Source organism: Paenibacillus sp. USDA918EY (assembly GCF_009870825.1).
In the GTDB taxonomy this organism is placed as follows: domain Bacteria; phylum Bacillota; class Bacilli; order Paenibacillales; family Paenibacillaceae; genus Paenibacillus_AQ; species Paenibacillus_AQ albilobatus.
Map to the genome: position 1 here is coordinate 222,277 of NZ_WTWY01000001.1, position 15,612 is coordinate 237,888.

A 15,612-nucleotide genomic window follows, 5' to 3' on the forward strand; every position below is an offset into this window, starting at 1 on the left:
TTGATCGTATCAGAAAGTAAATGCAGAGCCATTGCGTCCCGATATTGCAAGAGAAAAACTACCTATAGACGCGGTCTGTCTGCTTGGGGAGTACGTCGTTAGACGTTTTCTTCGCTTACGGCTTTATCATCTGCCGTGCCTTGCGCGCCCATTTGATGTCCTCTTTCCACTGCTCCGAAGCGTCGGCGATCACCCAACCTTTCTCCAGGCAGAGCTTGAGCAGCCGTTCTTCCAATTGAACGGAATAGGTCAAATGGAGCAGCAATTCGTCGCACAGCTTCCCGTTTCCGGCCAGGTTCAGGCAATCCGCCAGCATGTTCATGCGCAAACGGTTATCCTGCAGCAAATCCTGCGCAATGAAGCGGTCGTTAAATGCTTTCATGCCCAAGAGGGTTTCCATCACGGGATTCAAGCGTCAACACCTCGCTTTATTCGCTTCCATAAAGATAGGAAACCTTCAGCCAATGAGTCAGGAGTTTTCGGCTCCGCCGTTCAGCAGCTCGAGCAGGTGTCGGTTCATACCCGCATATTCTGTCGTCATTTCCGCGAGCTCCGGGCAGGAGATCAGTTGAAGGAACGTGCCGGATTTGACAATCCTCAGCGTTTCATGCCGCAGCAGTGCCTGCCATGTTATACGGCCCGCTTCATCTTGGTAAGGGAGTGAAACTTGCGGCGTCGTTTTTTCCATAAAAGCACTCCATTCCTCTTTCGGCATATTATGGGCGAAAAAGAAATGAATTATGAGGGTTGACTAAAACTTATATTTTGTGTATCTTTAAATCAAGATAATTAAACGCGTAGGAGTGAAAACATGTTACGGTTATCAAAAGCATAGCGATTATTTTTTTGGATATATGTCTTAATATAAAGTTAAATTAAACTGAGAATAATAAAAATGGAGGAATAAAAATGATGATTGCTTGGGGTTTGTTGATTATACGTTTGGTCGTCGGTTTGATCTTTATGGGGCACGGGGCCCAGAAATTATTTGGTTGGTTCGGGGGACCCGGCATCAAAGGCACCGCAGGATGGTTCGCTTCCATCAACGTGAAACCGGCGCTGCCGATGGCCGTTTTGGTCGGTTTGTTCGAATTTGTGGGCGGACTGCTGTTTGCGGCTGGTTTCCTGACGCCGGTCGGGGCCGCGATGATCGCAGTGACGATGCTTGGCGCCATCTTTACGGTGCATATAAAAAACGGCTTTTGGAGCACGTCGGGCGGCATCGAGCTGAACTTGATCCTGCTTGCCGTCGTTGCGGGCGTTGCTTTGACCGGTCCAGGGGCTTATCATCTGTTCTGATGAAACACCGCTGACAATCCATTTCCATAAGGAGGGAATTGCTATGAGAATTCGCTTGTATACGCCCGTTATGCAAGGGAAGGGACATTTTGACGGGGGCCGCATCACGGAGCAGAAGCCCATCGGTTTTCCGGGGGAAGGTTCCGTGATCCACCGCATCGGCCCTTTGTATTACTGGGCATGGGCCTCGACGCCGGAAGAAGGTTACATCCCGCCTCATCCTCACTACGGCTTTGAAATTCTGACGTATGTGCTTCAAGGGACCTCGGAACATGGCGACTCCCTCGGCACACGCAGCACAATCGGCGAAGGCGGAGTGCAGGTAATCAAAGCAGGCAGCGGCGTCAGCCACGAGGAGCGCTTTTTGGGACCGGATATGGAAGGCTTCCAAATTTGGTTCGAGCCGGATCTGAAGCTGGAGGCGAAAAAACAGCCCGCTTACGAGCAGTATGAGGCTGACGAATTTCCGGTGCAAGCCCAAAACGGCAGCCTCGTCAAACAGATTCTGGGCGAAGGATCGCCGATCAATCTGACGGCGGAAGCGCGGATGTGGGACGTGCAGCTTCAGCCGGGGCATCGTTACGATCACGTCCTGTCCAAAGGCAGAACGCTTGCGGCACTCGCGGTAAGGGGAGCGGGCAGCTGGCAGGAGGGTGAGGCGCATGAGGAGGCGTTTCACGAACGCGATTTCATGCTGCTGACATCGGAACACGAGGAGCAAATTTCGCTGCATGCCGGGGACGAACCCGTCAGAATGATGCTGATCGAGGTTCCGGAGCGGGTAAGCTATGGTCTTCTTCCCAAAAAATATTAAAAACGTTTGTCAAAGAGCGCGCCGGATGCTATAGTCTGGCTGGCGCTCTTTTTTTGCGCTTTTGCTTCGAATGCAATTCAAGGGTTTATATAAAAAACTATTTCCATGCCAAAGGAGGGCGCACATGCCGAAAAAAGCCAGAATCAATGAAATCGAACTGCTGCGCGGCTTGGCCTTTCTGGCCGTTGCGCTTCAGCATGCGATCGCCCACTACGGCGGCCTGAAGGAAGCCCGGATGGAAGACGGCGTGCTGATGACCATCCTGCTGCTCGCGGCCAAATTCGCCGTGCCGGTGTTCATTTTTATTACGGGCATGGTTTTGTTTTACAACTACGACGGGCAGCTTCGGTTCGGCTCGTTTTTGCGCAAGCGTTTCAGCGATATCCTGGTCCCTTATATATTGTGGTCGGCGGTTTATTTTACGGTCGGTACAGGCTGGGGAGGAGATGTCGGGCAGCGGGCCGGAACCTGGGCGGCAAACCTTGTGACGGGCAAAAACAGCTATCATTTATGGTATATCGTTATGATTTTCCAATTTTATTTGCTGTTCCCGGTGCTGCGGTTGTTGATGCGCGAATGCGCCAAACGGGTGCCGTTTAAGTGGCGTGCCGCGGCTTTGGCGGGAGCCGGCCTGTTATGCCTGCTGCTTGTATACAATTTGTTCCGGATTTCGGGGATGATGGCGGATGCCGATATCCCGTTCCTGACCCCGTTTTTTACGGCGTATGCCGACCGTAATTTTTTGTATTTCGCTTTTTATTTCATTCTCGGCGCGGCGGCCGGAATGGCCCCGGAACGGTGGACTTATTGGCTAAACCGGGGGAAGGCGGCGTATTTGGCCGTTTTCGCCGTTTTGTTCGGATATTATACGTATGTCACGGTGCGCAGCTTTTCGTCCCCGGATGGGCTGCATATTTCCTTTAACGGTCTCAGCCTGCTGCGGCCGCTGATGACGCTGTTTTTGATCTGCTCGATTTTCGTGTTTTATGCCTGGTCCAAAACTTGGACGGAAGCGGCGGGCCCGATCAGCCGTAAAGTGATGAATGGGCTTGGCCGGTATTCGTACGGCGCTTATTTGGCCCATGCGCTGATGCTTCGGCAAAGCTACAAGGTCGACGCGTGGGTTTTTGCCGGATGGAACGTCACGCTGCGGATGCTGATGTCTTTCCTGATCTGCGCCGTTTTGTCTTACGGTGTGACCATCGCGCTTTCCTACTTGCCTTTCGGAAAATGGACGGCCGGAATCTCTTCGCTTCCCGGAAAAAAACGAATGTCCGTTCCGGCGCAAGCACAGCAAACGGTACGCCATTTCGACGGGAACTGACAAAAATCCGTTTTTGCCTCTGCTTTGTTGGAAGCTCCCCAAACGGGAACCGGTACAAGCAGGGGCATTTTTATGCGCAGGCGTTATATAATTTCATTATGTGAAAAATTAACAATAGAAAACCCAAGCTTCGATGCACATTGCCTGCTTACCCGGTATTCGCCATGCTTCCAGGTTGGTTCTAACGGGAATATGGCCGGTTTGCAAGCTGTAGGCGTTTACGTTTTATGCCGCCGTTTTCCGTGAAGTCGTCAAGTCAAGCGTTTGCGCCAAAAGGGAGGCAGTTTTTCGTCGAATGTTTCATGTCATGCAATTTTGAAAATAGTTGTTTATAATGGTATCAATGCAAGATTTGAGGGAACAGGAGTAAGGGGGGAAGCGGCGATGGCTTTTATGATTGCCCAGCGCGCTTTTATTAAAACGTATTTGATCACGATGGTGGAGCAGCATCGGGGATACGGCTATCAGATGCTCGAAGAGATGAGGCAGGAATTCAAGTCATTCGGCTACTCGCCGCCGCAAAGCGAAATATACCGCGCGCTGCATGAGCTGGTGCAGGAGGGCGTTTTTTACCGGACGAAGCAGCTGAAAGGCAACGACCCCCGGGTGGATTTTCAGGAGATCGTGTTGTACCATTTTACCGAAGACGGCCATGAAAAAGCGAAGCTGTACAAAAAACAGGTGAAAGCGGACCTGGACCGCTGCCTTGGCATGCTGAACAAAGCGGTAAAAGATAATTATTGATCCGCTCGACAAGGCCGTTTTCGATCTGCGGCGCCGGATGCTCGACCATACCGTTCGTGGAGTTCATGTACCGCCTGCACAGAATTGCCGTCATTGCTGCCGGACTTGCCCGCGACAAGAGGTGCGGTTAACGGGGGTTCGGTATGAATAGGGCCGGATCCAGCCGAAAAAACGCTTGCAGCGTTGGAATTTCTTCCAAAAAAGCGTCCAACCATTTTCATCTTGGCCCAGGTTGTGATATAAAAATGAATGGGGAAGTATATAATGGAACAACGACGCCCCTTTTTTGAGTCGCAACCGATTTGGAGGTATAGGCAATGGATGAACATATGCAGCGCCGACTGGACAAACAGAGAAAGCTGTTTAAGCAGCTGGGTATACATTTAGATGCACTTTCGATTCACGAAAAAGTGTTCAGCACCAAGCTTAGAGGATACGATCCCGAAGAAGTGGATTCCTACCTGGATGAAATTATTAGCGATTATGAACGATTTTACGCAACGATTTCCGACCTGATGGACAAATGGCAGGAGCAGCAGGTTGCGCTGCGCGAAATGAAGTCGAGCTCCCGCCCCGAACCCGACCGGTTCGCGATCGATCCGAAGCAAATCGAGGAGATCGTGCTCAAAATGGAGTACAATCTCAGACAGCTGAAAACGAAGATCCGTCCGGAACCCGACTTTTTTGTAGATTAATCCTTAAAGCCCTACATACGTGTGTAATCATGCCCCCTAAGAAGCGGAAGCTTTTTGGGGGTTTTGTTTTGCAGCCCACAAAAGAAGTGGGAAGGGCTGTTACATGATGGTAAAATAAGGGCAGGTATTCTGCTTGAAGCGCAGGCGAAATGAAGGAAAGGAAGGATTGCGATTAAACCGACCGAAGATTTTCTCGTGCAGCAGGTGAACAAAGGCAAGAAAATAGCGCTGACGCTGATTGGTTCCAATCTGCTGCTTGTTTTGCTCGTGGAAATTTTGAGGCTGGCCCAAGGCATTTTCTCAAATCTTCTTGGAACCGCCGTTTGGATTGTGACGATGATTTTAATCTATTGCGGCGTTAAAAAAGCCAAATGGGCGTTCGTCATCTTCACGGTATGGAATATCGCTATGCTAATCGCGGCATGGGCGGGAAAAGTGGTCATCTCCCCTTTACCGATGAATCTTTGGATTTTTGCGACGGCAGCTTTTTTGCTTCAAATCGCGACATCCGTCGTATTTGTCTTTTCATCCAGCGTCAACGATTTTTTATATAAGCAGGGACATTAAAAGCGCGCTCAATCAACCAATCGTTATTTTCGCCCAGAAGGAGACGGAGATTGATGAATGACCCAATTTTTATCGTGCAAGCAACCGTAAAAGACTTGGAGAAACTGGCTCCCGTATTCGACCAATACCGCGTGTTTTACAAACAAGCATCGGACCTGGAGGCCGCGAAGCAATTCCTGTTCGATAAATTCGAGCACCGGGAGTCGGTCATCTTTTTGGCGAAGCATCGGCCGTCGGACCAAATCGTCGGGTTCACGCAGTTGTACCCTTCCTTTTCGTCGATTTCCTTGCAGCGGACTTGGATTTTAAACGACTTGTTCGTATGCGCCGACTATCGGAAACAGGGCGTTGCCACGAAATTGTTGAATCAAGCCAAGGAATTTGCCGCATTAACCAAAGCCAAGGGCCTCGAGCTAAGCACCGCAACCGACAATGCCGCGGCCCAAAAATGTTACGAGGGGCTGGGATACAAGCGCGACGACGAATTTTTTCATTATTTCCTAAAGGTATAAATTTTCGGGAGAAGAAAGGAAACCGCGGGATGAACATTTTGTGGGATTTCGACGGGACGTTGTTTGATACATATCCGGCTTTTACGGATATTTTTTATGACATATTGGGCGGGGACATTTCGAAAGAGGAGATCTACTCCCATCTCAAAATCTCGATGACCCATGCGGCACGGCATTTTGGATTTACGGAACAGCAGATTCGCGATTGGAGAAACAGGGAAACCGTTCATCCGGGCGGGACGCCGCCTTTTTCGGGCGTGGAAGAGGTTCTGCGGTTTGCGGATCTCAACGTCATCATGACGCATAAACCGCGGAAAGAAGTGCTCGAAATCCTTGAATATTATCGATGGGAGCGCTATTTCCGGCATATCGTCGCCGGGGACGACGGTTTCCCGCGCAAGCCGGACCCGGCATCGTATCGGTTTTTGCATGAAACATATCGGCTCGACCTGGCCATCGGCGACCGCGAGATCGACATTTTGCCAGCAAAAGCGATCGGCATCAGTACCTGCTTGTTCCAAAATCGGACGCCGGGAGCGGACTTCTATTTGGAGCGGTATGAGGATTTTTTCGAGGTTATAAAAGGTTGTGGATCCAGCGGGGAGAAATCAAAGGCAAAATCCTAGATATGCATGTTGATGTTTTCGTAAAACGGCTTCAAGGAGGAACCGGGCATGAGAACGATCGAATTCGATTATCCGTTGATGCAAAAAACGTACAAGTCCGCAGGACATCGCGATCTGTCGCTGTATATTTTTTATCCCGAGGAACACAGCGCGGAATCGGAGAAGCCGGCGATTTTGTTTTTTAACGGGGGAAGCTTTGGGAAAGGTCCATTGACGCCGGCGCAGTTCCAGCATCAGGCGAAATACTTTTCGTCTATCGGGCTGGTCGCGATTTGCGTCGATTACCGCAACGGGCATGACGAGGGGTTTACCCCGATCCAGGCCATCTGCGACGTCAAATCCGCCGTCCGTTGGGTGAGGGACCATCATGCGGAATTAGGCGTTCATCCGAATAAAATCGCCGTTTGCGGCGCTTCGGCGGGTGGATATATCACCGTTTCCTCCCACATGTTTCCGCAGATCGACGATGAAGATAACGATACGGATCATCGCGCCAACGCGTTGATCGTGTTTTCCGCCGTGATGGATGGGGTGGACATCATGACCCGCCGTTATCCCGAGCTGCTGGACATTGCGGAAAGCTTGTCGCCGCTCCATCATATAAAACCGTGTCTGCCCCCGACGCTTTGGATGTGCGGGACAGCGGACGAAGACTGCGAACAAGACCAGGCATTCGCGGCGCGGATGAACGAAGCCGGGAATGAAATTCGCTTTCTTACCTATGAAGGCATGGAGCATGGCTTTTTTAATTACGGGCGGCATGAAAACGTTTATTATGAAAAGACGAAGCGGGAAATAGAAGGATATCTAAGAGAGATACACTTTTTGTAGGATGGCATGATAACTTTAGAAGTTCAGCATCAAAAACCTGTTGGCAGCAACAGGTTTTTTTGTCGTCCGAAAACGCCCGCCTCCCGTTCGATCCTCTGAATCTATGGATGACGACCAGCGTTTATAGTGCCGGACAACAGGTTGAAATTTCTAAAATTGTGGTTGGAATCAAAGATTTTATATCCGGCAAAAACCGGTATAGTTAATAAATAAAGCGCTTACCAAGCGATTGAGAGATTTGCAGAATGAACATCCAAAATCCAAACAAAACGGGGGAGTAGGACATGAAATTTCGCAAACGATGGTTATCTTTAACGCTGGCGGCAATGATGCTGGCTTTGGCGGCCTGTGGCGGCGCAGGGAAGGATGAACCGGCGGCAACCGGGGCGGCGGGAGGTGCCGAAGCCAAAGGCGGAGACATAACCCTGGAGCTGTTGTATTGGGGAGACGATGCGCAAAAACAGCTGGTGGAAAAGACGATCGAGAAATATACCGCGGAAACGGGGGTCAAGGTCCATGCCCAGGTGCTGCCTGCGGACGGCACGTTCGATACGTTCATTCAGACGCGGCTTGAATCCGGCGAACTGCCGGACATCAGCTACATGGGCGAAGGCGACATCCAAAAATATTACGAAATGGGCATTTTGGCGGATATCGGCGATCTGATGGATAACGGAACCATTCCGAAAAAGCTGGATGCCATCACGATCCATTCCCCGGACCAAAAGGTGATCGGCGTCGGGTTGTCCAACCAAATGGAGCTGCTTTTCTACAGCAAATCCAAATTCGACGCGGCAGGGATTCCTTATCCTCCGACCAAGGTCGAAGACGCCTGGGATTGGGACACCTTCGTGAAATACGCGAAAGCCTTGACGACGGACACGAGCGGCAAAACGGCGGCCGATACCGGCTTTGAAGCGGCCAAAACGGAAAATTACGGGATTGGGTTCACGGCGGGCCGCGAGTTCCACCATTTCTGGGCGGCGAACGCAAACGGCGGAGGCGTCGTCTCGGCGGACGGCAAGCAGTTTTTATGGGATTCGCAGGCATCCATCGACGGCATTCAGAAGCTGGCGGACCTGGTCAACAAGGACAAGGTGGCTTCAAGCTTCACCTACACATGGAATTCGGGCATCGGTTCGGCGGTGGACGCTTTGAGCGGCGGTTACGCGATGGCCATCAGCGGCTCCTGGGATCTGGCGAACATCAACGGAAACGAAGACATCGGGGTAGGCGTATTGCCGAAAATGAAGCAGGCCGTCACGATGAACTGCGGCGCGCCGCTTGTCGTCTATAAATCTTCCAAGCATATCGAAGAAGCGAAGAAGTTTTACGCTTATATGGTGAATCCGGAAAACAGCCTGGATCTGTTGAAATCCGGGGCATGGCTTCCGAACCAGGCGGATTGGTACACCGATGCCGCGTTGGTCGATAAGTGGACGGCCGATTTGCCAGTCAGCGCCAAGGAAACGATTTTGAGCTATTCCAACGCCAAAGACGCCATCGTGCAATGGCCTGCTTATTACGTGCCCGCTTATCTGCGGATGAACACGGAATACGAAAAGGCAATCGACCAGGCGTTATCCGGCCAAAAAACGGTCAAGGAAGTGTACGCGTCCGTCATGCCGACGATTAAAAAGCTGTGGGAAAGTGGCAAGGTTTCGGAGTAGCCGAGAGTCATTCACATTCAGTAAGGAAAGGGCTATTGGATATGGAGATCAAACGCAACACCAGCCAAAACATCGTTCCGAAGCATTCGCGTCTCAAAGGGAGCGCCAAAGAGGCCGTCGCCGGTTATTTGTTTGCCGCTCCCGCGATACTGGGATTTCTCATCCTTACCTTGTACCCGATGCTGGCGAGCCTAGTGTACAGCTTCCACAAAATCACGATCGTGGGCGGCCATCAAGTTTTGAAATGGATCGGGCTGGACAATTTCAAAACGATTTTTTACGGTCCCGGCTCCGAATTCGGCAAGTCCATCTCCGTTACTCTGATCTATTCGTTCATCAACGTGTTTTTGGTGATCGTGTTTTGCCTGGCGGTGGCGCTGCTGCTAAACCGGAAATTCGTAGGCCGAAATTTGCTGCGCGCCGTATTTTTTCTGCCCTCGGTCATCCCGATGCTGGCCACGACCATCGTCTGGCAAATGCTGCTGCAAAATCAGGCCAAGGGCGGGCTCGTCAACTGGCTGCTGCTAAAGCTCGGGGCGACGCCGTTAGATTTTTTGAACGACGCGACCAACATCTTCGGCACGTTGTTTCTGATGAGCTTATGGACCTGCGGCGGAACGATCGTCGTGTTTCTGGCGACGCTGCAGGACGTGCCGGGCGAGCTGCTCGAAGCGGTCGAAATGGACGGGGGCAATGCCTGGCATAAATTTGCCAAGGTCACGTATCCGACGATCAAACCGGTGGTGTTCTTCCAGCTTATCATGTGCATGATGACGTCGATCCAGATTTACACCCAAAGCGTGGTGCTGTCGCGGAACGGCGCGCCCGACCGGATGACCTATTTCATCAACGTTATGATCTACGACCATTCCTTCGTGCAGACGGGCATGCGCGGGCTCGCGTCGGCCGAAGCCTGGCTCGTCTTCCTTATTACGATGGTTATTACCGGCATCCTGTTTTATTTTCAAGGAGCGCTAAAAAGGGATAAATCAACGGTGCGAAACCGAAGGGGGAGAGCATAATGGCAGCGACAGCGATTCATGGAGCGGGCATCCGCCGAACCAAAGCGCGGAAAAAGACGATTCACCGTTTGTTGATTGTCCTCTCGATTGTTCTCGGGCTTGCGATGGCATTCCCTTTGTACTGGCTGCTGCGCGGTTCGTTTGTCAGCCATGCGGAAATTTTGGCGCGTCCGCCGGTGTTTTTTCCGTCGGCATTCAGCATCGAAAATTTCAGCAAGGCCATCGACCGGATCGATTTTTCCCGGCAGCTGTGGAATTCGGTTTCGATCGTCGTCCCTTACGTGGTGTTTAACGTGATCACGACCAGTTTTGCGGGTTATGCTTTCGCCAAACTGCGGTTCCCGCTCCGCGGCATGTGGTTTGGGCTCGTCATCAGCACGATGATGCTGCCCAGCGCGGTGACGCTGGTTCCGCAATATTCCTTGTTTACGAGCCTCGGACTCGCCGGCAAACCGGCTTTGATCATTCCGGCCATATTCTGTGCAGGGGGGAATGCCTATTTCGTCTTTTTGCTGCGGCAATTTTTCATGACCATACCGGATGAGCTGCTGGAGGCGGCCAAAATCGACGGGGCCGGATATTTCCGCATTTATTTGAAAATCATGCTGCCTTTGATCCGCCCGGCATTGATCGTGGTGGCGCTGTTCAGCTTCATCAACAATTGGAACGACTTTTTCTACACGATGATTTATTTGAAAAAAGAGGCCGATTATACGCTGCCGATGGGGCTCTATATCGTCAACGGCATGCGGATTCCGAACTACGAGCAGGTGATGGCGCTTGCGCTCATCGTCACCGCGCCTTGCCTTGCGTTCTTTTTCATCGGCAACAAGTATTTTGTTGAGGGGATTACGCTAACGGGGATCAAAGGATAAAGGAGGCATGGATTAAAGTGAAGACAGGAAAAACATGGCTTGGAAAAGGGGCGGCGGCCCTCATTAGCGTGGCGCTTGCATCCGGCGGCGCGGCATCGACGGCTTTGGCGAATTATTCGACGGGGTTCGAGGTGCCGGGCGTCGGCTATGATTTTGGATCGGCCAAATGGAACGGCGGCAACAAATTTGCAAGCGAAGGCGTCGATTTCAGCAGCCAAACCGTCGGACAAATGATGAAGGTGATCGAAAACTTCGATTTTGAAGCGTTCAAAAAGGATCATCAGGATTTGCCTTGGCTCGATTCCCTGCTCGTTAATAAGGGCGTCATCCCGGACGACATCGACGATGAGGGCGGCGCCAACACGCTGTTCAGCCGCGGGAGCGCCTTGTTCATGAAAACCCAGGACAATGCGAAGCTGGGATTTGCCGGACAGGTGTATTACGCGGATACGCTCAACCGGGACGTGATGTATTCGGTCAGCCTGTCCACCGGCGACGTCCGCGAAGACAAAAACGCGAGGAAAAATTACCCGAGCCATGAAGATCAGACGTATATGAGCGGACCGCTGCAGGTGCAGCAGAAAAAATTCATCACCTATTACAACTCGGCGGTGACGCTGCTGGACTTTCATAATCCGACTTCGGAAGACGTCAAGCTGACGATCAAGGTGCAATCGCCGTTTGCCGCAGTCGCGGAAGGGGACGAAATGGTCGGCAAACGGGTGGCCGCGCCGCTCATGATCGGCACCGACGGCAGCAAGTTCGTGAAGGCGATGTCCTATGTCGACGTCCGCCTCAGCGGGGACGGCATGAAGCCTGGCGATCAAGGTCTGACGAAGGAAATCGTCGTCCCGGCCGGCGGCTCCGCCTCGCAAAAGATTACGATGGGCTGGCTGGCCGACGAGATACCGAAATCCAAGACGCAATACGAAGAATACAAAAAGATCACCGACAACGGCGAAGCCTTCGAACGTCAAGTGAAGGAATACAACCAGTGGTGGGCCGACAACATTCCGTACATCGACATTCCCGACGACAACGTGAAAAAGGTGCTTTATTACCGCTGGTGGTGCAACCGGTTTAACCTGCTGGAAGCCAACATCCCGGGGAACGACTGGCAGTTCCCGATGAACATGGAAGGGGTGCTGGGATACAACAACGGGATTACCGTCAGCGTCCCATGGGCGATGCAGGACCTCAAATGGCTGCGCAACCCGGCGTATGCCTACGGCACCTGGCTCGCGCAAGGGGAATATTCGGAAAACAAAAACTACAAAAACAACCCGGGCCGTCCGAACGTTTGGACCTGGGACATGATGCAAAACACCTCCCAAGTGGGGTGGGAAGCTTATAAAATCTACGGCGGCGGGAACAAGCTGCTGAAGAAGTTTGCCGATATTTCCGCGAATGACGTGACCGGAACGCTGGAGCACTTCAAGGGCACCAATCCATACCTTGTTTACTACAACCACGCCCCGATTACGGGCAACGACGGGGATACGGTATCGATGCATTGGAACGGCGGCGGCAATTACGCCCGTTTGGACGGCACCTCGACGACGTATGCCAATGCGGTTGCAGCGGCGGAGATGTACGACGAGCTTGGGGACCAAAGCGCGGCCAACAAGGAACGCGATCTTGCGGACAACATCCGCAGCAGCATTTTGGGCGAGATGTGGTACGACGGCGCGGATTTTGACGGCGACGGGAAAGCGGATACGAAGGGAGAAGGCAGCTTCCTCCACAAAAAAATCGTAAACGGCGCCGATGCCTTCGTCCCTTGGCGGGACAACAACATGTTCGTGTTTAATTTCGGGGTCGTGCCGACGGCAAAGGAAAATGGTTATCAGTCCAAATATTTGACCCAGCTGGCCGATTACGGCGATCCGCAATATTATCCGATTTTTCCGTTTTTCACGGCGGATCAGCACAGCATCATGAAAAGGGTGCAGGCTTTCGTGGACGGGAAAACGGACGCTTACGGCACGGATCAATTCGCCTGGTGCAACTTCGGCAACTACATCAATACGATTAGGGCGTCATTGAGGCATTACCCTGTGGACAACATCAACGCAGACACTTACAAAAAGCTGTTCGACTGGGGCGCATGGCTGCATACGGTAGAACCGGGGAATACCGACCACCTGGACTCCAACGAGTTCTTTTGGCTGGAAAACTACTTCTTCGGCACGCAGTGGACCAAGGACAATCCGCCGAACCCGAGCGGGGACATGGTCAGATCGTGGATTCACCACGACACGCTCGGCATGATGAATTACACGGTCATGGAGGATATTGCGGGAATTCAGCCAAGAACCGACGACAAAATCGAGCTGTGGCCGATCGGCATCGATTACGACCATTTTGCGGTGGACAACGTGCGTTACCATGACGCCAACCTGTCCATCGTATGGCAGGACCCGGCCAAATACCAAAACAATCCGTATTACAAAGGCATTCCGGCGGGTTTTTCGCTCTTTATCAACGGGGAGCGCGTGTTGACGACAAGCGAAATGTCCCACGTCGTTTACGATACGAAAACGGGAAAAGCGGAGCTGCCGAAATCGGACATCGAAGGCGCGGCGGGCAATAACGCGAGCACGCAGATCTGGTACGAGAAAAAGGGTAAAAAAGAACGCGTCGCCTCGGCGAAAGACACGTCGCTTGCCGACGAGCCGCGGGTGGTGGACCTGTTCAACAAAGCGGGAATCGATCTTCAGCATCAAGGCGAAAACCTGGCCATGGCTTCCGGAACGACGATTACGTCGACTTACGTCAGCTCCGAATCGGATATCAAGCGGTTGGCCGACGGATCGACGATCGCCTCGACCGACCATACCGCCAATACGGCTTTGCTTGGAGGAAGTCCGAATGCAACCGATGCCGTAACGTTCAATTTCGGGAAAAAGAAGCCGGTAAACAACGTCAAAGTGTATTTCTATAACGACCGGCTCGAGGGGGGCTACGGCACGCCTCAGCAGTTCCTGCTCGAATATTTGGACTCGGACGGCAAAACGTGGAGACCGATTCAGGGTCAAACCCGCTATCCCGAAACGATCGCCTCCAACTATAACAACGTCGAGTTCGAAACGGTGAAAACGCAGGCCATTCGCCTAAAGGTGACGCATGCGCTCGATGCCCAAACAGGCATCAAGGAAGTGCAAATCTATGACAACAAGCTTAAAAACGTGGCCCCGGCGGTCAACCAGGCGCCTAAGGTGTACATTGGTCAGACCGAACGGCCGGCCGCGCAGGATGAAACCGTATCGATCTTGCCCGCCGTATACGATGACGGATTGTCGGGCAAGGAGCTGACCTATCGTTGGAGCAAAACGTCAGGAAGCGGCAGCGTGGAAGAAATGCAGACGGATCGGGCCGAATTGAAGGCTGTTTTCCATGATGTCGGCGCATATGTGTATACGTTAACTGTAAGCGATGGCGAAAAGGAAACGGCAATTGACGTGCATATTACCGTTTCGGTTCCGACCCAGGACATCGCCGATATGATTGCCGCTTATGCACCAAGGGACAACGGGAAAATTGTCCGGAACAAGGACGATTTCACGCCGGAATCCTGGGATGCGCTGCAAACCGCTTTGACCGAAGCGAAGGAATTGCTTGCGGGCAAGGATTTTACAAGGGAGCAGGTAGAGGCGGTTCGGGCGAAATTACGGCAGGCGGCTGAGGAGCTAAAGGTTAAAAACGTCGGGCTGCTTGCCAAGGCGACGACTTCCTACGTATCGCCGTGGGAATCCATTGCCGGCGTCAATGACGGATACATTCCTTACACATCCGCAAGCATCGGCAAACCGGACGCCGAGGTGCAGTATGGCAACTGGGCCGACCCGGCCGAATCCCATTGGTTGCTATACACCTGGGATCGGCCCGTGAAGCTGTCGGAAAGCTCGATCTACTTCTACGACGACGGCGGCGGCGTCCAGGTTCCGGCCGACTATGCCTTGGAATATTGGGATGAAACGGCGAAAGCCTTCAAACCGGTAACCGGCATGTCCGACAAAACGATGAAAAAGGACCGCTTTAATGACGTAACTTTCGACGAAATTACGACGACCCAGCTTCGCCTTCATCTGATCCGGCAGCCGGGTGCTTGGACCGGCGTCAAGGAATGGCGCGTGCTCGGACCGGAGGCCGTTGCCGGAAATCCGGGAAATGCCGCAAACAAGCCTGTCTTGAGCGTCGAACCGGTTGAAGTCGAAACGGTCGTCGGCGTCGCGCCGAAGCTCCCGGCCACCGTCAACGTCACGTTTGCGGACCAAACGAAAGGCGCCAAACCCGTTACTTGGAACGAGGTTCCGTATAACGAGCTGACGACGGCACACTCCTTTGTCGTGCTCGGACGCGTGGAAGGCACCGAACAATCGGCCAACTGCCGGATCCTCGTCACGTACGACAAGTCGGAGTTGAAAGCTTTGATCGGCCAGGCGCGCGAGGTTTTGGATCATCAGGAGCAATATGGGGGTTCGCCGGAGCAGTGGAAAGCATTAAAGGACGCTTTCGCTTCCGCACTGACCGTGGCCGACGACAAATCGGCGACCGAAGGAGATATAAAGGCGGCTGCAGAGCGCCTAAAAACGGCATTGGAAAACGTTCAAATTCAAAAATAGTTTGATAC

15 protein-coding genes are annotated in these 15,612 nt (G+C 52.5%); 13 read left to right on the forward strand and 2 right to left on the reverse strand.

All coding sequences use genetic code 11. The features are described from left to right. Positions 1 to 115 precede the first annotated feature (115 nt). Complete coding sequence (locus GQY55_RS01150; protein ID WP_160037495.1) at positions 116 to 382, reverse strand: hypothetical protein; 267 nt, start codon at positions 380 to 382, stop codon at positions 116 to 118. Positions 383 to 469: 87 nt separating this feature from the next. Further along, complete coding sequence (locus GQY55_RS01155; RefSeq protein WP_236575326.1) at positions 470 to 715, reverse strand: hypothetical protein; 246 nt, start codon at positions 713 to 715, stop codon at positions 470 to 472. A 197-nt stretch (positions 716 to 912) separates the two neighbouring features. Between GQY55_RS01155 and GQY55_RS01160 the strand changes: the two genes are divergently transcribed. The 13 genes from GQY55_RS01160 to GQY55_RS01220 all read left to right on the forward strand — a co-directional run bounded on the left by GQY55_RS01160 (position 913) and on the right by GQY55_RS01220 (position 15,604). Next, a complete protein-coding gene (locus GQY55_RS01160) occupies positions 913 to 1,299 on the forward strand; it encodes a DoxX family protein (protein WP_201452086.1) in 387 nt (128 codons plus the stop codon). Positions 1,300 to 1,342: 43 nt separating this feature from the next. Next, entirely contained in the window at positions 1,343 to 2,113 is a 771-nt protein-coding gene (locus GQY55_RS01165) for a pirin family protein (RefSeq protein ID WP_160037498.1), read from the forward strand. A 124-nt stretch (positions 2,114 to 2,237) separates the two neighbouring features. Beyond that, a complete protein-coding gene (locus tag GQY55_RS01170) occupies positions 2,238 to 3,437 on the forward strand; it encodes an acyltransferase (RefSeq protein WP_160037499.1) in 1,200 nt (399 codons plus the stop codon). A 384-nt stretch (positions 3,438 to 3,821) separates the two neighbouring features. Continuing rightward, complete coding sequence (locus tag GQY55_RS01175) at positions 3,822 to 4,181, forward strand: helix-turn-helix transcriptional regulator (RefSeq protein ID WP_036707143.1); 360 nt, start codon at positions 3,822 to 3,824, stop codon at positions 4,179 to 4,181. A gap of 317 nt (positions 4,182 to 4,498) precedes the next feature. After that, entirely contained in the window at positions 4,499 to 4,876 is a 378-nt protein-coding gene (locus tag GQY55_RS01180; RefSeq protein WP_036707146.1) for a DivIVA domain-containing protein, read from the forward strand. A gap of 195 nt (positions 4,877 to 5,071) precedes the next feature. Beyond that, positions 5,072 to 5,443, forward strand: coding sequence for a hypothetical protein (locus tag GQY55_RS01185; RefSeq protein WP_160037500.1), 372 nt, complete (start codon positions 5,072 to 5,074; stop codon positions 5,441 to 5,443). A 53-nt stretch (positions 5,444 to 5,496) separates the two neighbouring features. After that, positions 5,497 to 5,955, forward strand: coding sequence for a GNAT family N-acetyltransferase (locus tag GQY55_RS01190; RefSeq protein WP_201452064.1), 459 nt, complete (start codon positions 5,497 to 5,499; stop codon positions 5,953 to 5,955). Positions 5,956 to 5,984: 29 nt separating this feature from the next. Continuing rightward, a complete protein-coding gene (locus GQY55_RS01195) occupies positions 5,985 to 6,581 on the forward strand; it encodes an HAD hydrolase-like protein (protein ID WP_160037501.1) in 597 nt (198 codons plus the stop codon). Positions 6,582 to 6,629: 48 nt separating this feature from the next. Beyond that, positions 6,630 to 7,412: an alpha/beta hydrolase gene (locus tag GQY55_RS01200; RefSeq protein ID WP_160037502.1), complete on the forward strand. Its 783-nt coding sequence runs from the start codon at positions 6,630 to 6,632 to the stop codon at positions 7,410 to 7,412. 284 nt (positions 7,413 to 7,696) lie between these two features. Then, positions 7,697 to 9,082 (forward strand): extracellular solute-binding protein, encoded by a 1,386-nt coding sequence (locus tag GQY55_RS01205; protein WP_160037503.1) that lies wholly within the window; start codon positions 7,697 to 7,699, stop codon positions 9,080 to 9,082. A gap of 41 nt (positions 9,083 to 9,123) precedes the next feature. Continuing rightward, entirely contained in the window at positions 9,124 to 10,104 is a 981-nt protein-coding gene (locus GQY55_RS01210; RefSeq protein ID WP_160037504.1) for a carbohydrate ABC transporter permease, read from the forward strand. Next, positions 10,104 to 10,979, forward strand: coding sequence for a carbohydrate ABC transporter permease (locus GQY55_RS01215; RefSeq protein WP_160037505.1), 876 nt, complete (start codon positions 10,104 to 10,106; stop codon positions 10,977 to 10,979). Before GQY55_RS01210 ends, GQY55_RS01215 begins: the two co-directional genes overlap by 1 nt. Positions 10,980 to 10,996: 17 nt before the next feature. Continuing rightward, positions 10,997 to 15,604, forward strand: coding sequence for an Ig-like domain-containing protein (locus GQY55_RS01220; protein ID WP_160037506.1), 4,608 nt, complete (start codon positions 10,997 to 10,999; stop codon positions 15,602 to 15,604). Positions 15,605 to 15,612: the final 8 nt, after the last annotated feature.